Consider the following 23,582-nt stretch of genomic DNA (forward strand, 5'->3'; position numbering starts at 1 on the left):
TTATTTTAAAAAAAATTTAAAACTTGATGTTAACTTACGTTATTTCTCGCTAAAGCGGGTAGATAACGTATCAAAACAGTTCGTTGATGATTCATTTTGCGTGAACCCCTTGGAACTGGAGCGCATTTTAAAGAGTTCTTGGTATAGCACAAGCACTAATTTCACATTTATGTTTGTTCGCATGTTTATTGTACACATAGCTTTCTTATTGGGCTATAAAGCACGATCGTTAATGATCCTTAGTCAATTCATTAGACAATATTGACATTTATAGCTGCTTTTAGCTTGTTAGTTATCACTACAGAACATGTCAATTTAGCTTTGTTATGGCATTACTTTAGATTCAATTTTCCACCTAATAATGAAAAAACCGACACTAAGGTCGGTTTTTAAAGCTTAACTAAATGAAAACAGTATAGAACTAACTAGATCACAAGGGTGATCTTTCAGTTTTACCTAGCCAACATTTGAGTTAACTGTTTTCTTGTTCACGTTCGATAGCGCGATAAGCAATATCAGTTCTAAATTCTACACCTTGCCATGTAATTTGATGTAGCAACTCATAAGCTGTCTGTTGTGCTTGGGTAACTGTATTACCTAATGCTGTCGCACAGAGTACACGACCACCATTAGTCACAACTTCACCTTGCTCATTTAACTTAGTACCTGCATGGAATGTCTTGGCTGATACATTGTTGTTTGTATCTAAACCTGAAATAACATCACCCTTAGGGTAATCCGCTGGGTAACTCTGTGCAGCAAGCACAACACCAACAGCAGCACGACTATCAAACTCAATAGTTACTTTATCTAACTCACCACGTGTAGCGGCTAAACATAATTCAACTAAATCTGATTGTAAGCGCATCATGATAGGTTGTGTTTCAGGATCACCAAAACGACAGTTATATTCAATAACGTTTGGTGTTCCGTCTTCAGCGATCATTAGACCTGCATATAAAAAACCACTGTAAGGTGCATCCTCAGCAGCCATACCTTCAACCGTTGGCATTATAACTTCTGCCATAATACGATCATGGATTTCAGGTGTTACTACTGGTGCTGGAGAATACGCGCCCATGCCACCTGTGTTAGGACCTAAGTCACCGTTTAATGCACGTTTATGATCTTGACTTGTTGCCATTGGCAACACATTTTTACCATCAACCATTACGATGAAACTTGCTTCTTCACCTTCTAGAAATTCTTCAATTACTACGCGATGGCCAGCATCACCAAATGCATTACCCGCTAGCATATCTGTAATCGCGTCTTCTGCTTCTGTTAATGTCAGTGCAACGATAACGCCTTTACCTGCTGCTAAGCCATCTGCTTTAACAACGATTGGTGCACCTTGTTCACGAACATAAGCCAATGCAGGCTCAACTTCAGTGAATTTTGCATAGCTACCTGAAGGAATTTTATTACGTGCTAAGAAGTCTTTAGTAAATGACTTTGAACCTTCAAGCTGAGCAGCTTTAGCACTCGGGCCAAAAATAGCTAAACCTTGAGCTTGAAAAGCATCAACAACACCATCAACAAGTGGTTGTTCTGGACCAACAATAGTTAAGGCAACGTCTTCACTTTGAGCAAAAGCAACTAAGGCAGCATTATCACTAACATCAATAGCAACATTTTCTAATTTTGATTCAGTAGCTGTACCCGCATTACCTGGGGCAACAAACACTTTAGTAACCTGACTTGATTGAGCCGCTTTCCATGCTAATGCATGTTCACGACCACCGCCGCCAATAACTAAGATTTTCATATGTTTTTCCTATAAATTTTCTTTACGCTAAATCAGCAACTACTTGGCTGGTTTAACAAATTTTAATGTCATGCGATCGCTTTCGCCTATCGCTAAATATTTTGCTCTGTCCGTTTCACCTAAGCGCAATACTGGTGGTAAAGTCCAAACACCTTTTGGGTAAATAGCTAAGTCTTTTGTATTAGCATTAACTTCACTTGAGCCAGCAAACCTAAAACCAGCCGCTTTGGCTTGCTTAATTGTTTGTACTTCAGATACGTAGCCCTTTGCTTTTTCTGGGCTAACACCTACTGGTAATCTGTGTTCAACGATACCTAAAACGCCACCTGGCTTAAGTGCATTAAAAGCATCTTTAAAAACTTGCTCTACACCCGCATCTTTCCAGTTATGAAGATTTCTAAACGTTAAAATTAGATCAGCTGTACCTTGTGGTGCTAATTCACTTTCTTGGCGTGGTGTAAAGTCGGTTAAAACAACCTCACTAAACACAACATCGGAAGCAAGTTTCTTTACTAATTTTTTACGAGAATTACTGTAATAGTTATCTTCACCGGTATCAGGGTAATGGGCACCATATAGCTTACCAGTACCTTTTAAGGCTGGAGCTAGTATTTCAGTGTACCAACCACCACCTGGCGTAATTTCAACAACGGTCATATTTGGTGTAAAACCAAAAAAATTCAACGTTTCAATAGGATGACGGTATTGATCACGCGCTTTGTTTTTAGCGGTACGATGATCGCCTGAAACAGCATTTTCAAGTGCTTTTACTGAGGCAGTATTTTCGTGTGCATGGGTGTCATGCGCCATAGCAGATAAACTTAATGCGCTACAGCTTAGGGTTACTGCAATAGCAATTGATTTAAGCGAGTTTGATTTAATTGTCATAACTATTTTCCTTCTAAGAATTATTAGTATTTAGTCCAAGATTTATAATATCTAGATTAAGATTTATAATATCTAGATTAAGATATTAATTAACGGCATATTTATAACAGATTTAAAACAAACAAGCAGTGTTGATTGTATTTCCATACTAATTTTCATTGTAAGTAAATAAATCAACACTGCTCTTCTGTACTTCTATCTCACCTTAAGGAAGATTCTTTAAGCTGTTAGTCTCAATTTATAGAAGAAAGCATGGAGCTGACGTTAGTCAGTGAGTACATTCGACAACTAAATTGTGCCTAACAGCGACAAGAATCAATCTTAATGGCGGAAGTGACGCATACCTGTGAACACCATCGCGATGTTATGCTCGTCTGCTGCTGCAATAACTTCGTCATCACGCATAGAGCCACCCGGCTGAATTACAGCAGTAATTCCTGCTTCAGCTGCAGCATCTAAACCATCACGGAATGGGAAGAATGCATCAGAGGCCATAACTGACCCTTTAACTTCTAAGTTTTCATCAGCAGCTTTAATACCCGCAACTTTCGCTGAGTATACGCGGCTCATTTGGCCTGCACCAACACCGATAGTAGAGCTGTTTTTAACGTAAACAATCGCGTTAGATTTAACAAATTTTGCTACTTTCCAACAAAATTGCAAATCACGCATCTCTTCATCAGTAGGTTGACGTTTAGTTACTACCGTTAAGTCAGCACTTGTTACGCGACCTTGATCTGTGTCTTGTACTAATAAACCACCGTTAACGCGTTTAAAATCAAAACCTGTGGTTTTATTATCCCACTGGCCACATTCTAATAAACGTAGGTTAGGTTTAGCAGCAACAATTTGTGCTGCAGCATCTGAAACACTTGGTGCAATAATTACTTCAACAAATTGACGAGAAACAATTGCTTCAGCCGTATCTGCATCTAACTCACGGTTAAATGCGATAATGCCACCAAAAGCAGAAGTAGGATCAGTTTTATAAGCGCCTTCATAAGCCGCTAAAATATCATCACCAATAGCAACACCACATGGGTTTGCATGCTTAACGATAACGCAAGCAGGTTCATCAAATTCTTTAACACATTCTAATGCCGCATCAGTATCAGCAATGTTGTTATAAGATAAGGCTTTGCCTTGTAATTGTGTCGCGGTAGAAACTGACGCTTCTTCAGGATTCGCTTCTTTGTAAAAAGCAGCATCTTGATGAGAGTTTTCACCGTAACGTAAATCTTGTGTTTTAATAAACTGGCTATTAAAAGTACGTGGGAACTTAACTTTGTTTTCTAAAGAAGCTTTAGATTCAGTTTCGCCATACGCTGGTAACATTTTACCAAAGTAGTTAGCAATCATTCCGTCGTAGCTAGCTGTATGCTCGTAAGCTGCAATCGCTAAATCAAAACGTGTTTTGTATGTTAAAGAATTATTGTTGTTATCTAATTCAGTTAATACACGATCGTAATCGCTAGCATTTACAACAATAGTCACGTCTTTATGATTTTTAGCTGCTGCGCGAACCATTGTTGGTCCACCGATATCAATGTTTTCAATGGCATTTTCTAATGAACAGTTTTCATCACTAACTGCATTAGCAAACGGGTACAAGTTAACCACTACCATATCAATTGCGCTGATACCGTTTTCGTCCATTACGACTTCATCAATACCACGACGCGCTAAAATGCCGCCATGTACTTTAGGGTGTAACGTTTTAACACGACCATCCATGATTTCTGGGTGACCAGTGTAATCTGAAACTTCAGTTACTTTGATGCCGTTTTCGGCTAATAACTTTGCTGTGCCGCCAGTAGAAAGAAGATCAACACCTTTCTCACTTAGACGTTGAGCAAACTCAACAATACCTGCTTTATCAGAAACACTTAACAGTGCGCGTTTAATTGGACGTGGAGTATCCATCTGTTTATTTACCTTCTTTGTTGTAACTTACTGCTAACTTGCCGCCGATGTGCCGTTAACTTGCATGGTTACATGATTATTTAAAATGATTTTCAATGTTTTAAAACATAAAAAGCACCCGAGGGTGCTTTTCATTAAAATTCGATATTAGTTCATACCGTATTTTTTAAGTTTCTTGCGTAACGTACCGCGGTTGATGCCTAGTAAGTTGGCAGCGCGTGTTTGGTTACCGCGAGTGTACATCATAACTTCTTCTAACATTGGCGCTTCAATTTCGCTCAATACAAGGTCATACATATCATCAACATCGTTACCATTCAATTGTGATAAGTAGTTGCTGATTGCGATTTTAGCTTGGCTACGTAATGGAGAAGTTTTTGTTTGTGTTTGAATATCGCCAGTGATAAATGGAGAAGAAACATTTTGTTCGAACATATGATATAACTCTTTCTTTTGTTAATAAAAATAAAATAAAACTACAACAACTTGTACTAGCCCTAATAAGAGCCAGTCGCAAAGTCATCAAAAAATTTGTCTAACGTCACTAATTGTTCATCAGTAGACGTTAAACCATTAAAAATAGCCCTAAACGCTTTGCCTTGGTCAATAGTAAACGCTGTGCTAAAACCGTCTGTGGTCTCAACCAGGTTTTGTACATACCAAGAAACATGTTTTCTGGCGATCATCACACCTTTGAAATCGCCGTAAAACTGATGTAACTCCATAACGTGTGCCAATACAATTGAACGAACTTCGCTCAATTCGGGTGCAGACATCTTATTACCCGTGGCCAAGAAATAATTAATTTCTCGAAAAATCCACGGACGACCCTGTGCACCACGACCAACCATTATGGCATCCGCGCCCGTATGGTCTAAAACCTGTAGTGCTTTTTCAGGTGACGTAATATCACCATTTGCCACTACCGGAATTGAAATAGCCGATTTTATTGCTTTAATAGTGTCGTATTCCGCATTGCCTTTATAAAAGTCATTACGGGTACGGCCATGCACTGCGAGTGATGCTATACCATTGTTTTCAGCAATTTTTGCTATTTCAATACCATTACGGGTATCTTCACACCATCCTGTGCGAATTTTTAGCGTGACCGGTATATCTACCGCATTCACCACTGACTGAACAATACGCTCAACCTGTGCTGGTTCTCTTAACAAAGCAGAACCCGCTAATTTCTTATTTACCTTTTTTGCTGGGCACCCCATATTGATATCAATAATTTGTGCGCCGTTATCAGCATTTACTTTAGCAGCAAACGCTAACTCATCAGGGCAACTTCCAGCAATTTGTACGCTGCGAATACCCGCAGCATCACCATGTAGCATTCTCAATTTAGACTTTTCGGTGTTCCACACTTTCGGATTTGACGAAAGCATTTCAGACACGGCTAAACCCGCCCCCAATTGACAACATAATTGTCTAAAAGGTTGATCGGTTATCCCTGCCATAGGGGCAAGCATTACCTGCGAATTAAGTTGATAAGTACCTATTTTCATACTGCTGTTTTTTTGAGCTACCTTTCAAAAGGGCGCTAAGTTTACTCGTTTTTATTTCAATTGAAAAGCATAGAATTTGAACAATATTTGATTTTTTTCACCTTTTTGATATTGACATTTATTAAAATATTAAAGTGAGCGTAAAATGTACAATTTACGAATAATTTTGTTGACAAAGTTGATAAAAAAGATAAAGCCAAATATGTCGTAAACTTAGCTCGAACAACGCCTACAACTGTGGCAAAGTAAAATTACTAACTCTTACCTAAACTAATAATAATTATAAATATAATGACAACCATTTTAAGAATGCCCATTACGAATGTATTTGGACAAGGTGATTACAGCGCAACTTTGCACCTTGGTAGTGAAAAATCCCCTGTTAATCTTCTGCTCGATACCTGTAGTAGTACTCTATTGGTAAAAAGTACAACTTACCAAGCTACGCTGGATAAAAAGTTGACACCTAGTACTGCAGTTCAAGAAGTTAATTACGGTGTTGGCGGTTGGAATGGGCCAGTTATATTTACCAGTATTAATATTCATGAGCATTGCCATAAATCTGATCACCCACAAAGCATAGCGAAAAGCCCAAGCATGAATTTAAGTAATGCGCCCGTTGCGCTGGTACATTCTGTAAAACAAAGTAAAACATTTGGCGATGCCGACGGGATTTTAGGTTTGGCTTACCATCACCTAAATAAAAGCTTTGATTTTAGCGATTATTTTACTGAGCATAAAATTACCCCTGCGCTGAGTTACCCGTGGCCTTTTAGTGGTGAGGTAAGTGAAGACTTGGTTAGTTTTAAAAAACTGATGTGGAAATACCCTGAGCATGATGTAACGCCCTACTTCACCTTATTGGAAGAACAACAGCTGAGCGCTAATAAATTTGCTTTCTATAGTAAACGTTCTGCAATACATATTAATGAAAGCCACTCAAATAAGATTCACAAAACACCACTAGACGAATTATCCAAAGATCCACTAAACAAAGGTTTATTAATATTAGGGGGAGGTGAAGAACAAACCGACTTATACCAAGGTGAATTTCAAAGCATCAAGGTTGAGCACGATGTTTATTACAATGTAGATCTTAAATCGGTTCAAGTAGACACGAGCAAACCAATAATCGCAGCACCGCTTGAGCAAAAGCACCTTAAAGGTTATTTCACCAATGCCATTATCGATACCGGTGCCGGTGGCATAGTACTAACCGCCGATATTTATAAACAAGTAATTAACGACCTTATTACTTATAACGCCAACTTTGCCCAATGTTTAGCGCCGTTTAAAGAGATGAGCGCGCAACTTGTCGGTATAGATATAGAAGAGTTAGAACTAACGCAATGGCCAACATTGTATTTCAATTTTGTTAGCGAGCCTGCAACCGATAAAACGGCAGAACACGTAGTACAACTTGCTTGTACACCAGAAACGTATTGGCAAATTAACACGCCTAATTATAACAAAGCGTGTTTTCGTTTACTGAGCCAATTACCCCAATGGCCAAATCAAAGCATTATTGGCTTACCACTGATAAATAACTATTACGTGGTGTTTGATCGATCTAAAGATAAAACAGGCGTAGTGAAATTTGCACAGCAAAGAATAGATCGTGCTAGTGCATAGCTTTACCACTGATCGCTTGTTAATAAGACCATTACTTGCTGAAGATAAAATATTTTTTTGTCAGCAATATACTAATGAAATAGTGATGAAAAAAACTGGTGGCGCCATTAACCAAGTAGAGGCAAAAAAACAATTCCAACGCTCACTCAAGGCAAATGAACGCGCAAGCCGTGGTGGAAAAAAGTCAGTACTTACTTGGGCAATAGTGTGTCTAAGTACAGGAAAAATTATTGGCAGCCAAACATTTTCATTTTTGACTCTGCCTCATAACATTGAGGTGATAAAGCAAACTGAGCTTAATGGAAGAGTTCAAGCAGAGATGGGTATCGTGCTATCTATAGAATCACAAGGAAAAGGGTTAGGCAAAGAAGCGCTCACTGCTTTGGTGGAGTATGGTTTTAACTCATTATCACTTGATAGGATAAATGCGTTTTATGTAAAAAGTAACCTTGCCTCTGCCCGTGTTTTTGCTCGCTTAAATTTTATTTGTGACTCTGCGTCACAATTAAAAAATACTGAAAACACCGAGCATAGCTACTTACAGATAGAAAGTTATGGATAAGCACGTAAATTCACTGCAAAGGACAACTAATAATCATTGCCTAGCTTACTAACTCTCTGATAACTTAGTTACTGCGATTAAATGTACTATTAATAAGGATGATAATGGACACGCTTATGAGTAAAGTAATACAAGTATTAGAAAAATTGGCAAGAGATGCTTCACTATTAAGTGAGGAAAACAGAACAACTATGCTAATTGATGCTGATATCACTGATAGCCAACGACAAGCCATTGTTGCTAAGGATATCAATAAATTGGCTGGCAGCCTTGGTGACTTAGCTAAAATTAAGTATGTCATTCCGCTTATTCCAGCAGAAGATGACGAGCAGGAAGAAGAACAAAGTGATGAGAAAAGTAATGCACATTCTCAGCTAACTTCTAACTTCTAACTTCTAACTTCTAACTTCTAACTTCTAACTTCTAATAAAGTTATGATATTTAACATAACAAAAAAAAACCTTTACTATGTACTAGGTTATACGGTGCTGCTCTTTTGTCTATTACTTGTCATCAGTGAAAATGTACAAGCAGTTGAAGTAAAAAGACAAGAACAAAAAAAATTAATCAAAAATACACTTTCAGATAAAAAGATTTCAGAAAAACTTCAGCTTGCTGAGGACAATAAACGTTCCCACTATATTATTTTTAAAAAATTAATCTCCGAAATAAATCAACAACCATATATCAAAAAAACACAACAACACTCATTAGATTTTTTAAATGCTTATGATTTATTGTATAGAGGTCAATATGATAAAGCGAAACCTATGTTTGAAGCGTTATTACAACGTAATATCAGTAACTTAATGCAATTTAAAACTAATTATCTTCTTATATATATCGCTACAGTAACGCAGAACTGGCGAGATGGATTACAGTACATAGCAAGCAACACTAAATTGTTAACAAGGTTCCCCAACGGAGAACCCTATCAAAATAATATGTTGGCAACCATTATATTTTACAATCAAATAGGGCAATATCAATTAGCGCTCAGTTATATAGATAACCTTTCTAAACAGGAGTTATCAGCTAAAAATAGCTGCGCGCTTTTGCAACTTTCCTTAGAAGCACAATTTAATCTGAAAAAGTTGAAGCATACCGATAGTATTTTTCCACAGGCTATTAATAAATGTATAAATGCTGATTTTATAATTGCTGCAAACTTCATACGTTTTTATAAAGCGAAACTCTACTTACAAGTTGAGAGTCCTGAAAAAGCGGTGACTTTACTTTCATCCCTTAAAGAAGAGGTAATAAATACTCATTACCCTATGTTAATAGCAGATATGAGCAATATATTTGCCGAAGCCTATTGGCAGATGAGTGACATTTATAATGCAAGAAAATACGCAACTGAATCACTAGAAAGCAACCCAAACAATGCTAACCTTATACAAGCTGTAGATAGTTATTTTTTACTGTACCAGATTGCAAAAAAACAGCATGACTTAGCGCTTGCTCTTGAGTATTTTGAGAAATATTCAGATATTGAAAAGTCTAGCTTAGAAGGAGAAGAAACTAAAAAATTAGCTCTTCAATTAGCCAAGCATAAAAACGTTGAGCAAGAGAGCCAGATAAAGTTACTTAACGAAAAAAATAACGTTTTAGCTGCTAAGCAATCTCTAGCCGAAACAGAAGTTGCTAACAGAAAGCTAATTATTGTGGCGCTAACACTTATTATTATAGCCTTAGCCACACTAGCTACACGTTTATGCCGTGATCATAAACGTGTGAAAGAGTTAGCAGAGTTCGACCCGTTAACCGGCATATTTAATCGAGGTCATTTTACCCAAGTGGCTCATAGTGCATTAAAATATTGTCAAAATTCACAGCAAGATTTATGCGTGATTATGTTTGATTTAGACTACTTCAAAAGGGTTAATGACTCTTTTGGTCATGCTTGTGGCGATTGGGCACTAAAAGAAACAACAAAAGCGTGTGAAAGTATTGGCCGAAAAAATGATATTTTTGCTCGAATAGGGGGAGAAGAGTTTTGTATCGTATTACCTAGCTGTAATATTGAAACCGCGATGTCACGCGCAGAAGATTACCGTGCAATCATTGAAGCTATTGTAACAAAAGCATCTGGTTATGATTTTACTCTCACCGCGAGTTTTGGTGTTACCGATGTAAAACGCTCAGGTTATGAATTAGATCAACTCCTAGCTGATGCTGACTTTGCAGCTTATGCATCAAAAGATGACGGCCGCAATAGAGTTTCTATGTTCCAAGCTGCTTCCGATAATGAGACCGAAAAATTAGATGCTTCATGGGAATATAATTAAATGGTCAATTTTCATGCATAGTTTTACCACCGAACGATTGTTAATAAGACCTTTAGCTGTACAAGACAAAGCTCTTTATCTGAGCCTTTATTGTAATGCCAAGATTATGAAAAATATTGGCGAGCCTTTATCACTTGAGTCAGCCCAAAAAGCTTTTCATAACACTTTAAAAGCAATGGATAAAACCATGCCAAAAGTACTAACTTGGGCAATTGTAAATAAAATTACAAATGAAACAATAGGTATACAAGCATTGAGCGAATCATCACAAGATGATTTTAAAATTGCTGAAATAGGGATTATGCTTTCGACAAAAGCTAATGGAAAACAATTTCCTGAGGAGGCTATGGGCGCTCTCATGGAATACGGTTTTCATCATCTATTACTTATGCGTATTAATGCTGTTTATGCCTGTAAAAACCTTGCGACTAAACGTTTTGTTAATAAGCTTGGCTTTCGTTTTAACAACCAACCGCAAGGTGACGAAGATAACAATGAATACCAATACTTCGATCAGAGGCAATGGAACAAATCATTGATCACCAAAATACTTCCTAATAAATATGATAACCCATTGCCCTAATAGGTTATTTCCTGCTAGTTTATAGGCGCAATAATGGATCGCACTATAAATAAAATTAAAAACAATAAAACGGAGTAAATCTATGAGTAAAGTAATTCAGGTTCTAGAGAAAATAGGTCAGATGGCTGATGCCGACATCGCACAGATACTATTAGATAATAAGCTAAATGCGGCGCTATCTGAAGCAGTTATAAATAAAAATGTAGTATCCCTTGAACGTCAATTAGATATATGTCCTGAAATTGTTTGTTTTTTATTGCCAGCTAAAGATGAAGATGAAGAAGAAAGTAATACAGAAGAAGAGCAAAGCGAGGCTCAATCAGTAGTTAACGAGTAACTGCCCATTGTTTAATGTTCATAATATAAAGGATAAATTAAAAAATATTAAAATTTTTCACTTTAGTATTTTTATTTTGTTCTTTTTGTTGGCACAAGATGCCATAGCTACTTCTCCCAATAATATAGATAAATTATTGGGAGAAGCGAATGAAAGCAGATCAAGCGATCCTGTCAAATATTCATTTTTATTAGAAGAACTTAACTCTCAGCACAAAAGCATGTCGCTGCAGCAAAATTATTATTTTGACTATTTGACAGCTTATCAACTTATTTATAATGGTAAACCCAAAAAAGCAACTAGCAAGCTTATAACCTTATTATCCTCAGAAGCTAGTGCATTAACAAAATTAAAAGCACGACTCACCCTGGTTAACATTTTTGCGATTGAACAAAACTGGAGTGATGGTTTATCTCACTTATCAACAGCATTAAAGCAGTTACCCAAAATAAAGAAAAATATGGATATTAAAGAAAAAGTATTGGGCATGGCTGCCATTTTTTATAACCAATTGGGACAATATAGCCTAGGACTTAAATATGCAGAAAGACTTATAATTACTTCTACAAAAAACAGAGTTCTTTGCGTAGCTTCAATGAATATTATTGAATCCAAGCTATATTTAAAAAAATTAAATACTAGTAATACCGAAATACAAGACGCTATAACGTTATGTAAAAATGAACCCATTGCAGTTAATTTCATTCGCACATATAAAGCAAAATATGATCTTGAAAATAATGATGCATCTAAAGTTATAGTATCGCTTCCCTCTTATTTAACGCAGGTTGAAGCAACTAAGTATCCGAGACTTATAGTGGAAATTTATGCCGCTCTTGCTCAAGCTTATTTAATGCAAGGAAACCTAAAAGAGGCATCAGTTCTAGCCTTAAAAACAATAACAATCGGAGAAAACATTCAAACAACACAAGCAGTTGTTTCTGCCTATAAAACCTTATATCAATTAGAGCTTATTAAAAAAAACCATCAAAAAGCACTTGATTATCATCAAAAATATTCACAATTAGATAAAGCATACCTTGATGAAACAACAGTAAAATATCTTGCCTTTCAATTAGCTGAACACCAAACCTTTGAGCAAGAAAGCCAAATAGAGTTACTCAATGAAAAGAACAATTCATTAGCTACCGAACAAGCTTTAGCCAAAACACAAGTAGCTAATAGACAACTCGTAATATTACTTCTAATTGTTATTATTTTAGTACTCGCCTTTATTGGCACCCGCTTTTACCGTGCTCATAAACGCGTCAAAGAATTAGCCGAGTATGACCCGTTAACCGGAATTTATAATCGTGGTCATTTTACCCACGTGACCAATAGCGCCTTAAAATACTGTAAGAATGCGCAACAAGACATGTCTGTGATTATGTTCGATTTAGATCACTTCAAAAAGGTTAACGACTCTTTTGGTCATGCCTGCGGTGACTGGGCATTAAAAGAGACCATAAAAGTTTGTCAACGTATTGGCCGTAAAAATGATATTTTTGCCCGCTTAGGTGGTGAAGAATTTTGTCTAGTATTAACAAGTTGTACTATTGATATGGCAATGCTACGCGCCGAAGCTTGTCGTGCGGCAATTGAAGAGATAATTACCGAAGAGTCTGGACATGATTTTTCAATCACTGCTAGTTTTGGCGTAACCGATATCAAACGATCAGGTTTTAATTTAGATAAACTATTAGCAGATGCTGATATGGCCGCTTATGCATCAAAAAATACCGGTCGTAACAGAGTTACTATGTTCGAAGTTCCTCAAACAGATCAAGCAAAAAAATTGGATAGCTCATGGAACTATAACTAATCTTTTGTTTCTAATGTATTTCCCATAAGATGTATATTCAATTGATGAGTTTTTATGCACGCCTTTACCACTGAACGGTTATTAATCAGGCCGTTAATATCGGAAGATGAATACTTTTATTGTTATCAGTATACTGACAAAAAAATGATGCGCATCGTTGGCGAGCCACTAACCCAAGAACAAGCCAGCGTTGCATTTCATCGTGCATTAAAGGCCAATAACCTAGAACAAGATACGGTTCGTACTTGGGCAATTGTCGATAAAAAAGCTAACGATATCATAGGTACTCAAGCATTATCTTGGTTAGCAGCAAGACAAGCGACCAAACCAAGCATCTCCCCAATTGAACAAGTAGAAATTGGCATTATGTTAGCCACTAAAGCTAACGGAAAATTATTACCTGAAGAAGCAGTATCCGCCATAATGGAATACGGATTTAAACAGCTTAATATTGGTAGAATTAATGCTTTTTATGCTAACAAAAATAGAGCTACACAACGAATATTGAAAAAAATTGGTTATATATTCGAACCCAGTTTGCAAGATAACACTACCAACGATGGTTACCAATACTTTGACCAAAACCAGTGGAGTAGTGTAATAATCACTCAACTTTTTTCCGCCGCGACTTGTAAATAATTATCCATTATTGCTGATTAGCTATTATCAGTAAAAATAAGATTATAAACCAATATACTCGTTGCCCCCTGTGCTCGCTTCTGCTAATTTAGTTACAAAATTATAACAACTTTACCGCTTTCCTTTTTTAGTAAGCATCACACAGTAGTTATCGTCAGATTATCAATAAAAATAAAAAGGAATTTATCATGTCAGGCAGTTTAGTATGTGTTGGCACTGGCATGACGTTAGGTGCGCATATTAGCCCTATTTCTCAGAGTCATATTGAACAAGCTGATATTGTATTTTCACTGATGGCCAATGGCTTTGCCCAAAAATGGCTTGAAGGAATGAATGCTGATGTTCGCTGCTTGCAAGGCTTCTATCAAGAAGGTAAAAATCGCAACATTACCTACAACGAAATGGTTGAGGCTATTTTAAGCGAAGTATGTAATGGTAAAAAAGTGGTTGCCGCTTTTTATGGCCACCCTGGTGTATTTGCCTGTGTTGCTCATCGAGCGATTAAAAAAGCCAAATTAGACGACTTCCCCGCTTCAATGGAGCCTGGCATATCTGCTGAAGATTGCCTTTATGCCGACTTAGGTATAGATCCTGGTAAAACAGGCTGCATGCATTATGAAACCAGCCAGTTTATGTTTTATAAGCGTAATATTGATACTTCTGCCCATTTAATATTATGGCAAGTTGCACTTGCTGGCGATAAGTCTTTAGGGAAGTTCTCTACAGGGAAAGCTTATCGTCAAGTATTAGTCGATTTACTACTTGAACATTATCCCCGTGACCATGAAGTAATACTATATCAAGCAAAAGGCATTGCCATTGAGCCGATGCGTGAAGACAAAATACTGTTAACTGAACTTGTTGATGCTGATTTGCTAATGCAAACCACTTTGGTGATCCCACCATGTAGTGTAATGCAAGCAAATGAAGAATTGTTAGCTAAGCTCGCAAAAATTGACAAACAAGAAGAACGTAATAAAAACCGCCCTGCATTAACCTTGGTGTTATAAGTAAAAAAATAGCTACGGTAAATAAATTTATCATTAAAAATGGAATAAGTTCTATGAGTAAAGTAATTGAAGTATTAATGCAAATGGCGAGTAATGCCGAGATGAGCAATACCAAGTCACTCGCTGAGATGCTAAGCAACGCTAATCTCACTAAGGCTCAAGAACTCGCTATACAAACTAAAGACATGGATGCTTTAAAAGTAGCTACTTATAACTTACCTGAAATCAGATGTTACCCAATATTACTTCCTGACGATAAGAGTGAAGAAGTAAGTACTTTAATTAATAGAACCGTAGCTAACTTTTAAACTAACCTAAAATAAAACATGAATAAAAACTGCATTTTAAAGGAACTAAAACATAATCTTCATCTTAAGGTGCAGTCATTATTTTTGTGTGTTTTTATTAGTGTTCCCGTAGGACTAATAACAACCTCCCCCCAAGTAATTGCTGAATCCTTTCAATATGAGGACGATCAAACAGACATACTGAAGTTAAAGTTTAGTTCAGAGTATATATCTGAAAAATTACTACTAGCTGACAGAAATAGACGCGAAAACCCAGTATTATATAAACAAATCTTAGCTGAGCTGGCACTATTAGAAAAATCATTTACTACTGAGCAACAATCTTATTATCAGTTTCTTCAAGGTTACTTGGCCATTTACCATGGAGATTATGAGCAAGCCGATAAACTCTTGTCTGAGATTCTAAACTCTAGTGCTGATAAGCTTATTAAGTTTAGAGCTAATTACACATTAATTAATGTTGCCGCTGCCAAAAAAGACTGGTCTGACGGTTTAAGACATATTGCCGTAAATAAAGAAATGCTGCCATCTATTACGGATAAAGAGCATTACCAACTGAGTATTCTAACCGCTATTATTTTTTATAATCAACTTCAACAGTTTGATTTAGTGCTTAAGAATATAGCGCAGGTAAAGCGACATAATCTCCCTCAACAACATAACTGTTTTCTCGAACAATTTACCCTTGAAGCAAAACTTAACTTACAACAAATAAAGCCTGACAACGTAAGTATTGATACCGGTTTAGATATTTGTAAACAAGCTGGAAACAAGATCAGTACCAATATAATTCGTGTGTATCGAGCAAAGTTATATTTAAAAGCGCAGCAACCAGAGAAGGCACTTGCTGAATTATTACCTTATTACGATGAAATCAACACAACGCTATTTCCCTTGTTGATTACTGGCATGAATAACACCCTAGCGAAGAGCAATTATCAACTAGGTAATTTAAATATCGCTGAAAAATATGCTTTAGCTGCACTCAGAGTTAATAAAAACAATACAATTCTTAAGCAAAGTGCTGATAGCTATAAATTACTTTACCAAATAAACAAATCACAAAAAAATATTGACCTAGCACTGAGTTACCATGAGAAATATAACGCCTTAGAAGTGGCACATTTAGAGGATGAAAAGTCTAAGCATGTTGCATTTCAATTGGCTGAATTAAAAACCTTTGAACATGAAAACCAAATAACATTATTGAATGAACAAAATACTTTTTTAGCTGCAGAGCAAGCGTTATCAAATATTAAAGTTGCTAATATTCAGCTGATTATAACAGTGATGACGTTGATCATTATTATGTTAACTATTTGGGGTGCACGCTTATGGAGGTCTCATAAACGCGTAAAAGCATTATCTGAATATGATGAATTAACAGGTATATATAACCGCAGACACTTTGCTCAAATTGCCGTAAGTACGCTGAAGTATTGTCAAAGCGCTGACCAAGATTTAAGTCTGATTATGTTTGATTTAGATAACTTCAAAAAGATTAACGATAATTTTGGTCATATCTGTGGTGACTGGGCATTAAAAGAAACCATTAGAGTATGTGAAAGCATTGGCCGTAAAAATGATATATTTTCCCGTTTAGGTGGTGAAGAGTTTTGTATTTTATTACCAAGTTGTAATATTGAAGCGGCAGTTTTGCGGGCTGAAGCTTGTCGTGCGGCTATTGAAAATACGATTACTGAAGAGTCTGGTAATGACTTTAGTATTACTGCTAGTTTTGGCGTAACTGATGTAACACGTTCTGGCTTTAATTTAGAGAAGTTATTAACTGATGCTGACTTTGCTGCTTATGAATCTAAACATGCAGGTCGAAATAGGGTTACTGTTTTTGAACCTCAAAAAGATGAAACAGGAAAGTCGTTAGGTAACTCATGGAGTGTTGCCCCTTAATTGCTAAGAGAGTAAAGCGAAGGATCCCACTTACAATGAATAAATGAAAACGTCGGCGATGACCTATAGAAAAAAAACTTCGGGATGATACTTGGGAATAACCCTTCAGGGATTTCACCACAGAACTGAGACTACATTACTGTGGTGATAAAGCTATTCCCCTCTATGACTACTTACGTTGTCCGTTTAGGCGAACCCATTCTTCTTGTACGCTCACTGGATCCATATCACACCATTGTCCGTACATTGTTTGTAAGACTTCAGCTTGTTCTTCTAATACACCAGACAAAGCTAACAGTCCCTTATCACCAACATATTCCATAATAGTTGGTGCTAACTCGCGTAATGGTCCTGCTAGGATATTTGCCACCACAACGTCAGCTTTAAATTCAGGCTGATCTTTAGGTAAATATAACTCAAGTCTATCGGAAACATTATTACGCTCAGCATTGGCAAGACTTGCCTGCAGTGCTTGCGGGTCAATATCAATACCAATGACTTTCTTGGCACCTAATTTAAGCGCTGCTAATGATAAAATACCTGAGCCACAACCAAAATCGACCACGGTTTTATCTTGTAGGTCTAAGCCGTCTAACCAAGTTAAACATAATGCTGTGGTTGGGTGAGTTCCGGTACCAAAAGCAAGGCCTGGGTCTAACATTACATTAACGGCTTCAGGATCTGGAACATCGCGCCAGCTAGGACAAACCCATAAGCGTTCACCAAACTTCATTGGGTGGAAGTTATCCATCCATTCACGTTCCCAGTCTTTATCTTCTAATTGCTCTAGCTTATAGCGCATTTGCTCTTTATCAGGATGAATACTTTGCAAATAACTGATCACTTTGTCCATATCGTGGCTAGCTTCAAATAAGCCCATGACGACAGTACTCGACCAGTAGATAACTTCATCACCGGGTAGTGGCTCATATATTGGGGTGTCTTTAGCATCGATAAAGGTAACGGCTTGTGAACCACAGGCTGAAAGCCAGTCACTATATTTTTCGGCGTTATCTTCGTTGGCGCTTAATCTAAGTTGTATCCAAGGCATTTGATTTTCTCTACTGGTATTTTGTGTTTGCTGCTACTGGTTGTCGCTGTCTCTGTCGTTTGTGCAAAGAGCTGATGTAATTGGCAAATAGTAGCAATAAATAAGCTTGATGCTAGTTTACCATTCATTACTGCTAGAGTAGGCATAAATAATACCACTTTCATTAAGTTTGACATGTTTGGTACGTAGTAAAATAAATTAAGACAAGGCGAACGATTAAGCAATAGCCGACTATTGAGATTGAGAGCAATGTGATCTTAGCGTGTTTTGATACGTACAGAATAATAATTTAATGAGGTAGTTCTAACCATAAAAAGGAACATAATATGCTAGATCTTCTCCCTGACTTATTTGATCAATATCCAGAGCAACTTAGCCTCGCTAACCGAGCTTTTATTGATTACGGAAAGAACACAATTTTTCATGGTGAGATTGTCACCGTTGCATGCTTTGAAGACAATTCAAAAGTTAAAGAGATATTAGCTACTGATGGCAGAGGTAAAGTACTGGTTGTCGATGGTAAAGGCAGTATGAATCGTGCGCTTTTAGGCGACATGATAGCTGAGAATGCAGTTAAAAATAATTGGCAGGCTGTCGTAATAAATGGTTGTATTCGCGATGCAGGTACTATCAGTACTTTAGACATTGCGGTAAAAGCTATTGGCTGTAACCCGATAAAAACAGAAAAATTAGGTGTGGGTGAAACTAACATTGTCGTTAATTTTGCCAATATTGAGTTTATACCTGGTTGGTTTGTTTATGGTGACACAAATGGCTTAGCAGTAAGTGAGTCAAAGTTAAGCGTTACAGCGGGTTAAGTATAAAACTCTCCACTAAATTAAGTGCTAATTTCAGAGTACGCATAATACAGATTAAGGTTTTATCTTTTCTGCTATGTTAATCTGACCCCACAAGATTTGTAAGTAAAAGAGTTGACATGTAGATGAAGTATTTTCCCGTTTTTCTTGATGGCAGTAAAATTAATGCCATGGTGGTTGGTGGTGGTGATGTTGCCGCCCGTAAGATCGAATTACTGTTAAAGACCACAACAAACATTACCGTAATGGCGGAAAACGTTACGGATGGTGTTGAGCGCTTAATTAACGAAAATCAATTAAGCTGGTTAAAACATAACTATCAAGCGGGCTTGTTAACTAAAATTACCTTAGTGATTGCTGCCACAGATGATACTGCAGTTAATGAGCAGGTTTATCATGAAGCCGTAGAGTTTAATATTCTTGCTAATGTGGTTGATCAACCTGCCCTTTGTACTTATATCACGCCAGCGATTATTGATCGATCACCGATGATTATTGCGCTTTCAAGCTCAGGCAGTGCGCCGATTCTAATTCGTATGTTACGAGAGCAAATTGAGAAAATATTACCGCAAGGTTACGGGCGCTTAGCTGATTTTTCATTAAAGTTTCGAGATCATGTAAAAGCACGTATTAAAGGTATACGTAATCGCCGAACCTTCTGGGAAAACACCTTACGTGGTTCAATAGGGCAAGCATTACTCGATGGTAAGCATCAAGAGGCTGAGCAATTATTAATAGTGAGCTTGAAAGAAAAAATTGCGCCTCCTCAAGGTGAAATTATTTTTATTCAAACACTTGAAGGTAATCCTGATAATTTAACATTGAAAGCCCACCGCGCTTTACAGTTTGCCGACGCTGTTTTTTATGATGGTGAGGTCAATATTGAGTTGATTGAATATGTTCGCCGCGATGCAGAAAAATATCCTCAGAGTGTCAGTTCAACCCTTATGCTTAATTACCAACATGCGTTAGAGCTTGCCCAAGAAGGGCAACAGGTTATTTACTTACTCAGCGGTAATGAAGAATTACCCGGTAATGCAGCCTTAATATCTAGTGGTATTAGCACTACAATCATCACCAATGGTAGCTAGTTTTTATAAAAATATGACAGCCAAAATTAAAATTGTACAAAAGTACTGTCAGGTTTTTTTACAATTTGAATAATAGCTCTAACTTTTAAAAACACAAAAAGGTTATAATTTAACCACATAGCTATTATGGCGCGCTCTATGCAGTTTAATCTGTGAACACGCTACAAGGATGTATCAATTAGTGATCTACTTAATGGCTTAAGTTGTTTTTTCACTCATTACTAATTTTAAGGTGTATTTTAATTTTATACTGACAAGGACTAAACAAATGAAAACACTTAAAAAACTTATAACAGTATTAACACTTTCAACACTGGGCTTTGCTTTTACCGCTACTGCAATGCCTATAAACCTATGGGATTGGCAGGTTGATACAGCTTTCACCGGCTATACACCTGCAGCTCCTAATACAACGGTTACTCCAAGCAATGATAATGTCTATTGGGCTAGTCAAGGACCAATAGCCGCTACTAAGCTTGCTTGGGGAAGCCCGTTTGCTCCTGGAATTATTCAAAGTTCTCTCGAAAGAACAGTTGGAAACAATGGCTTTGGTAGTGACATCGGAACTGGTTTAGCACTTGGTGCTTTAGCGCAAACCACAACGCTAGTACATAATAATTTTATAATTACAGGCAATACGCTACAGGGTGCGACGTTAAGTACGAGACTATTACTTGATCCTAATCCCACAGATGGTATTTATGATGTAGCGCCTACAGCGCTCAATTTTAATATTGATTTCTTAGAAACGAGTAACGATGACTCTTGTGAAGTAGTCTCCCCTGTGCCTTGTAATGATATCTTTGTTATTTCGCCAGTAGCAAATTTAAATCAAGGGTTTATGCTTAATGGCTATGATTATAACATAGAAATTTTAGTGGATGGTTTAGGTGTACTCACAGATGCCGCTTGTGCTGCTGCAGGCGCAGCAAGTGGTTGTTCAGGGTTCACAACGATAGAAGGCGAAGAAAACGATTTTGATGTGAATATAAGAATAACATCTTTAGGAATAACAGAGGTCCCGGAACCATCAACAATTTTACTATTAAGCTTAGCAATGTTTGGCATAGTAGCGAGTTCGCGTAGTAAACATAGTTAATAAATAAAAGAGCTAGTTAAAATTATCTACACCGAAAAATGTAGTAAGTAAACATTATCAAAAGCAGCTGAAAGGCTGCTTTTTTTGTTTCTAGTTTGAGAATAATAATTTATAAAATACAAACGAAACAATGAAATAACTTTCGCTTACTATTAATTGACTAAAATAGTGTTATTTTAAAAGTGCGTATTATATTAATTGCGACTAGAATACGCACAATTATCAATAAAGTAACCATGCTAAAGCCAAGGTTAATATTTAAGGTTACTCCGCTGTAACAATACCGTTTATGTCTAATACTTCTATTTCAACTTATCTTTCCACTTTTGTTAGTGATATTTCAAACTATTCATTACCCGACTCCTTACCCGGTAAGTTTACCTACCCTTTTTGTTATCAACCACACCCGTTAGCATTAGCGGCAAGTGAAGAATTACAACAAAAATTGGAAAAGTTCCATCCTGTTGAAACTGAACAACAGGGAAGAATGTATGGGGTATTAATAGTTAAAGATACTCAAGGCACGCTTGGCTACTTAGCAGCACTTTCAGGCAATGCGAATGAGAGTAATACCGATAAAAGTAAAACCGACGACGATTCTTCCATTAACTTTGTTCCCACTATCCATCAAGCGTATAACCAGAGTGAATTTGAGAAACAACAACAAGTTGAAATCAATGGAATCAACAAACAAATCACTCTATTCGCTGCTAACCCTGAGATTGATAAGTTAACGGTTTTATTGGAGACAGAATTCGCTAAGTCTGATGATGAAATACAAAGTCTGCAGCAACAAATGCGAGATAATAAAAAAGCACGTAAAGACCAACGTACTTGGCTAAATACTGCGGCTTTACCTGAAGATGAACACAGAGACATTAGTATTGCGCTATCTCGCGCCAGCGTAACGGATAAAAAAGCGTTGCAAGCACTAAAGCTACATCATCAAACAAATATTAGCTTAACCTCAAATAATTTACAGCAACTTACTGATGAAATAGAGTCGTTAAAAAAGCTCAGGAAAAAGCTGTCCGCAAAACTGCAAAAGCATTTTTTCAAGCAATATCAAATACTAAACAGTAAAGGTGAGAGAAAAGACTTAATTAAAATTTTTGCCGATACCATTGTACAAAAACCACCAGCGGGATCTGGTGATTGCGCAGCACCAAAATTATTACAATATGCCTTTGAACATAAATTAACACCCGTTTGTATGGCTGAATTTTGGTGGGGAAAACAGCCTACATCAGAAATAAGAAAACACAAACATTTCTACCCTGCTTGCCAAGGTAAGTGCCTCCCTATTTTAGGTCACATGCTTGAAGGTATGGCCGTAGATAAAAACCCTTTATTGGAGAATCCTGCTGAAGGTATAGATCTAGAGATTGTTTTTCAAGATGAGCATATCGTGGTGGTAAATAAACCCGCTGGTTTATTATCTGTTCCTGGAAAGTCTATTAAAGACTCAGTTTATACACGTATTAAGACACTATTCCCTCAAGCAACCGGTGGTTTGATTGTCCATCGATTAGATATGGCCACTTCAGGGTTATTAATGCTGGCACTCAATGAACGTGCCCACAAACATTTGCAACAACAGTTTATGAATAAAGAAGTTAACAAACGTTATGTGGCAACTATTCAAGGTAAATTAGAAAAAACGACTGGCGAGATATGTTTACCTCTTCGTGGTGACTTTGAAGATAGACCAAAACAAATGGTGTGTCATGAGCATGGAAAGTATGCTGAAACGCATTGGCAGCTTATTGAAGAAGTAGATAACACCAGTAAGTTATTTTTATACCCTATTACAGGCAGAACACATCAACTACGCATGCATTGCGCTCATCCTGATGGACTTAACCTACCCATTATTGGCGATAGCTTATATGGCCATAGTGCTGATAGACTTCATTTACATGCTCAACGTTTAAGCTTTACACACCCCATAACTAAAGAGTTATTAACCTTTGAAGTAGCAGAAAACTTTTAATGTTAATCTTAGGGCCTGTTGATCTTTCGAGATTGTTTTTGCAGCGATTTTTTGGGTATTTATACAAGGTAGAGCCTTTGTCATGTGGTTATTCCACATAAAAAGGCGATAACGCCGTAAAAATGACCAAAAAATGCTGTCCGAAGGATTCGGCTAAAAGCGTTTTACTCTTTGTTGAGTAGTATTTGCTTAGAGTGACTAGGCTACACACCACTCGCCGCGATTAAAATGCTTTTATCTCGAACAAAATTTAACCGCGAAAGATCAACAGACCCTAGTTTACATACTAAAAACAATGTCAGATCGTTGAGTGAAAGACACACTGTAATTTCAACGTGTCTT

General features: G+C 37.0%; 22 protein-coding genes and 1 pseudogene. 15 read left to right on the forward strand and 8 right to left on the reverse strand.

The window, feature by feature from the left end; genetic code table 11:
• Window positions 1-472 precede the first annotated feature (472 nt).
• From purD to dusB, 5 genes are all read right to left on the reverse strand, one after another.
• Window positions 473-1,768: a phosphoribosylamine--glycine ligase gene (gene purD / locus ESZ36_RS18750; RefSeq protein ID WP_146790711.1), complete on the reverse strand. Its 1,296-nt coding sequence runs from the start codon at window positions 1,766-1,768 to the stop codon at window positions 473-475.
• Between the two features lie 39 nt (window positions 1,769-1,807).
• Entirely contained in the window at window positions 1,808-2,656 is an 849-nt protein-coding gene (locus tag ESZ36_RS18755; protein ID WP_146790713.1) for a class I SAM-dependent methyltransferase, read from the reverse strand.
• Window positions 2,657-2,977: 321 nt separating this feature from the next.
• The gene (gene purH, locus ESZ36_RS18760; RefSeq protein ID WP_146790715.1) at window positions 2,978-4,579 is read right to left on the reverse strand and encodes a bifunctional phosphoribosylaminoimidazolecarboxamide formyltransferase/IMP cyclohydrolase; all 1,602 of its coding nucleotides are present in this window, start codon (window positions 4,577-4,579) and stop codon (window positions 2,978-2,980) included.
• Window positions 4,580-4,726: 147 nt separating this feature from the next.
• Window positions 4,727-5,014 carry a DNA-binding transcriptional regulator Fis gene (fis, locus tag ESZ36_RS18765; protein WP_011041412.1) on the reverse strand — a complete coding sequence of 96 codons (288 nt, stop codon included), beginning with the start codon at window positions 5,012-5,014 and terminating at the stop codon, window positions 4,727-4,729.
• Between the two features lie 62 nt (window positions 5,015-5,076).
• Window positions 5,077-6,093, reverse strand: coding sequence for a tRNA dihydrouridine synthase DusB (gene dusB / locus ESZ36_RS18770; RefSeq protein ID WP_146790717.1), 1,017 nt, complete (start codon window positions 6,091-6,093; stop codon window positions 5,077-5,079).
• A 291-nt stretch (window positions 6,094-6,384) separates the two neighbouring features.
• On the opposite strand from dusB, the gene ESZ36_RS18775 reads away from it, so the two are divergent.
• The 11 genes from ESZ36_RS18775 to ESZ36_RS18825 all read left to right on the forward strand — a co-directional run bounded on the left by ESZ36_RS18775 (window position 6,385) and on the right by ESZ36_RS18825 (window position 17,188).
• On the forward strand, window positions 6,385-7,725 hold the full coding sequence (locus tag ESZ36_RS18775) for a pepsin-like aspartic protease (protein ID WP_146790719.1): 1,341 nt from the start codon (window positions 6,385-6,387) through the stop codon (window positions 7,723-7,725).
• A complete protein-coding gene (locus tag ESZ36_RS18780) occupies window positions 7,712-8,287 on the forward strand; it encodes a GNAT family N-acetyltransferase (RefSeq protein ID WP_170235886.1) in 576 nt (191 codons plus the stop codon). Before ESZ36_RS18775 ends, ESZ36_RS18780 begins: the two co-directional genes overlap by 14 nt.
• 116 nt (window positions 8,288-8,403) lie before the next feature.
• Window positions 8,404-8,679 carry a hypothetical protein gene (locus tag ESZ36_RS18785; protein ID WP_146790723.1) on the forward strand — a complete coding sequence of 92 codons (276 nt, stop codon included), beginning with the start codon at window positions 8,404-8,406 and terminating at the stop codon, window positions 8,677-8,679.
• 93 nt (window positions 8,680-8,772) lie between these two features.
• Window positions 8,773-10,578, forward strand: coding sequence for a tetratricopeptide repeat-containing diguanylate cyclase (locus ESZ36_RS18790; RefSeq protein WP_170235887.1), 1,806 nt, complete (start codon window positions 8,773-8,775; stop codon window positions 10,576-10,578).
• A gap of 13 nt (window positions 10,579-10,591) precedes the next feature.
• Complete coding sequence (locus ESZ36_RS18795) at window positions 10,592-11,161, forward strand: GNAT family N-acetyltransferase (RefSeq protein WP_170235888.1); 570 nt, start codon at window positions 10,592-10,594, stop codon at window positions 11,159-11,161.
• Window positions 11,162-11,243: 82 nt separating this feature from the next.
• Window positions 11,244-11,498, forward strand: coding sequence for a hypothetical protein (locus tag ESZ36_RS18800; RefSeq protein WP_146790728.1), 255 nt, complete (start codon window positions 11,244-11,246; stop codon window positions 11,496-11,498).
• Window positions 11,499-11,574: 76 nt separating this feature from the next.
• Window positions 11,575-13,320 carry a GGDEF domain-containing protein gene (locus ESZ36_RS18805; RefSeq protein WP_146790730.1) on the forward strand — a complete coding sequence of 582 codons (1,746 nt, stop codon included), beginning with the start codon at window positions 11,575-11,577 and terminating at the stop codon, window positions 13,318-13,320.
• Window positions 13,321-13,374: 54 nt separating this feature from the next.
• On the forward strand, window positions 13,375-13,959 hold the full coding sequence (locus ESZ36_RS18810) for a GNAT family N-acetyltransferase (protein ID WP_146790732.1): 585 nt from the start codon (window positions 13,375-13,377) through the stop codon (window positions 13,957-13,959).
• 188 nt (window positions 13,960-14,147) lie between these two features.
• Window positions 14,148-14,969 (forward strand): SAM-dependent methyltransferase, encoded by an 822-nt coding sequence (locus tag ESZ36_RS18815; protein ID WP_146790734.1) that lies wholly within the window; start codon window positions 14,148-14,150, stop codon window positions 14,967-14,969.
• Window positions 14,970-15,022: 53 nt separating this feature from the next.
• The gene (locus tag ESZ36_RS18820) at window positions 15,023-15,277 is read left to right on the forward strand and encodes a hypothetical protein (protein ID WP_146790736.1); all 255 of its coding nucleotides are present in this window, start codon (window positions 15,023-15,025) and stop codon (window positions 15,275-15,277) included.
• An 84-nt stretch (window positions 15,278-15,361) separates the two neighbouring features.
• Window positions 15,362-17,188 (forward strand): GGDEF domain-containing protein, encoded by a 1,827-nt coding sequence (locus ESZ36_RS18825; protein WP_246129172.1) that lies wholly within the window; start codon window positions 15,362-15,364, stop codon window positions 17,186-17,188.
• Window positions 17,189-17,357: 169 nt separating this feature from the next.
• Here ESZ36_RS18825 and prmA read toward each other — a convergent pair whose 3' ends face one another.
• Entirely contained in the window at window positions 17,358-18,239 is an 882-nt protein-coding gene (gene prmA, locus ESZ36_RS18830; RefSeq protein WP_146790738.1) for a 50S ribosomal protein L11 methyltransferase, read from the reverse strand.
• Window positions 18,215-18,385 (reverse strand): hypothetical protein, encoded by a 171-nt coding sequence (locus ESZ36_RS22585; RefSeq protein ID WP_170235889.1) that lies wholly within the window; start codon window positions 18,383-18,385, stop codon window positions 18,215-18,217. Before ESZ36_RS22585 ends, prmA begins: the two co-directional genes overlap by 25 nt.
• A 180-nt stretch (window positions 18,386-18,565) precedes the next feature.
• On the opposite strand from ESZ36_RS22585, the gene ESZ36_RS18835 reads away from it, so the two are divergent.
• The 4 genes from ESZ36_RS18835 to ESZ36_RS18850 all read left to right on the forward strand — a co-directional run bounded on the left by ESZ36_RS18835 (window position 18,566) and on the right by ESZ36_RS18850 (window position 23,240).
• Window positions 18,566-19,057, forward strand: a complete 492-nt coding sequence (locus ESZ36_RS18835; protein WP_146790740.1) for a putative 4-hydroxy-4-methyl-2-oxoglutarate aldolase — start codon at window positions 18,566-18,568, stop codon at window positions 19,055-19,057.
• A 125-nt stretch (window positions 19,058-19,182) separates the two neighbouring features.
• Window positions 19,183-20,148 (forward strand): NAD(P)-dependent oxidoreductase, encoded by a 966-nt coding sequence (locus ESZ36_RS18840; protein WP_146790742.1) that lies wholly within the window; start codon window positions 19,183-19,185, stop codon window positions 20,146-20,148.
• A 268-nt stretch (window positions 20,149-20,416) separates the two neighbouring features.
• Window positions 20,417-21,247, forward strand: coding sequence for a THxN family PEP-CTERM protein (locus ESZ36_RS18845; protein WP_146790744.1), 831 nt, complete (start codon window positions 20,417-20,419; stop codon window positions 21,245-21,247).
• A 289-nt stretch (window positions 21,248-21,536) separates the two neighbouring features.
• On the forward strand, window positions 21,537-23,240 hold the full coding sequence (locus ESZ36_RS18850) for an RluA family pseudouridine synthase (protein WP_146790746.1): 1,704 nt from the start codon (window positions 21,537-21,539) through the stop codon (window positions 23,238-23,240).
• Here ESZ36_RS18850 and ESZ36_RS22990 read toward each other — a convergent pair.
• A pseudogene (locus ESZ36_RS22990) lies at window positions 23,200-23,451 on the reverse strand (hypothetical protein). The gene ESZ36_RS18850 and the pseudogene ESZ36_RS22990 sit on opposite strands and share 41 nt — an antisense overlap.
• Window positions 23,452-23,582 lie beyond the last annotated feature (131 nt).

Origin of the sequence: Colwellia demingiae (assembly GCF_007954275.1) — a bacterium.
GTDB lineage: Bacteria > Pseudomonadota > Gammaproteobacteria > Enterobacterales > Alteromonadaceae > Colwellia > Colwellia demingiae.

Excerpts from the sequence above, each read along its gene's own strand:
- purD (WP_146790711.1), bottom strand. The coding sequence starts at position 1,768 with ATGAAAATCTTAGTTATTGGCGGCGGTGGTCGTGAACATGCATTAGCA.
- ESZ36_RS18755 (WP_146790713.1), bottom strand. The coding sequence starts at position 2,656 with ATGACAATTAAATCAAACTCGCTTAAATCAATTGCTATTGCAGTAACC.
- purH (WP_146790715.1), bottom strand. The coding sequence starts at position 4,579 with ATGGATACTCCACGTCCAATTAAACGCGCACTGTTAAGTGTTTCTGAT.
- fis (WP_011041412.1), bottom strand. The coding sequence starts at position 5,014 with ATGTTCGAACAAAATGTTTCTTCTCCATTTATCACTGGCGATATTCAA.
- dusB (WP_146790717.1), bottom strand. The coding sequence starts at position 6,093 with ATGAAAATAGGTACTTATCAACTTAATTCGCAGGTAATGCTTGCCCCT.
- ESZ36_RS18775 (WP_146790719.1), top strand. The coding sequence starts at position 6,385 with ATGACAACCATTTTAAGAATGCCCATTACGAATGTATTTGGACAAGGT.
- ESZ36_RS18785 (WP_146790723.1), top strand. The coding sequence starts at position 8,404 with ATGAGTAAAGTAATACAAGTATTAGAAAAATTGGCAAGAGATGCTTCA.
- ESZ36_RS18795 (WP_170235888.1), top strand. The coding sequence starts at position 10,592 with ATGCATAGTTTTACCACCGAACGATTGTTAATAAGACCTTTAGCTGTA.
- ESZ36_RS18800 (WP_146790728.1), top strand. The coding sequence starts at position 11,244 with ATGAGTAAAGTAATTCAGGTTCTAGAGAAAATAGGTCAGATGGCTGAT.
- ESZ36_RS18810 (WP_146790732.1), top strand. The coding sequence starts at position 13,375 with ATGCACGCCTTTACCACTGAACGGTTATTAATCAGGCCGTTAATATCG.
- ESZ36_RS18815 (WP_146790734.1), top strand. The coding sequence starts at position 14,148 with ATGTCAGGCAGTTTAGTATGTGTTGGCACTGGCATGACGTTAGGTGCG.
- ESZ36_RS18820 (WP_146790736.1), top strand. The coding sequence starts at position 15,023 with ATGAGTAAAGTAATTGAAGTATTAATGCAAATGGCGAGTAATGCCGAG.
- prmA (WP_146790738.1), bottom strand. The coding sequence starts at position 18,239 with ATGCCTTGGATACAACTTAGATTAAGCGCCAACGAAGATAACGCCGAA.
- ESZ36_RS22585 (WP_170235889.1), bottom strand. The coding sequence starts at position 18,385 with ATGCCTACTCTAGCAGTAATGAATGGTAAACTAGCATCAAGCTTATTT.
- ESZ36_RS18835 (WP_146790740.1), top strand. The coding sequence starts at position 18,566 with ATGCTAGATCTTCTCCCTGACTTATTTGATCAATATCCAGAGCAACTT.
- ESZ36_RS18840 (WP_146790742.1), top strand. The coding sequence starts at position 19,183 with ATGAAGTATTTTCCCGTTTTTCTTGATGGCAGTAAAATTAATGCCATG.
- ESZ36_RS18845 (WP_146790744.1), top strand. The coding sequence starts at position 20,417 with ATGAAAACACTTAAAAAACTTATAACAGTATTAACACTTTCAACACTG.
- ESZ36_RS18850 (WP_146790746.1), top strand. The coding sequence starts at position 21,537 with ATGTCTAATACTTCTATTTCAACTTATCTTTCCACTTTTGTTAGTGAT.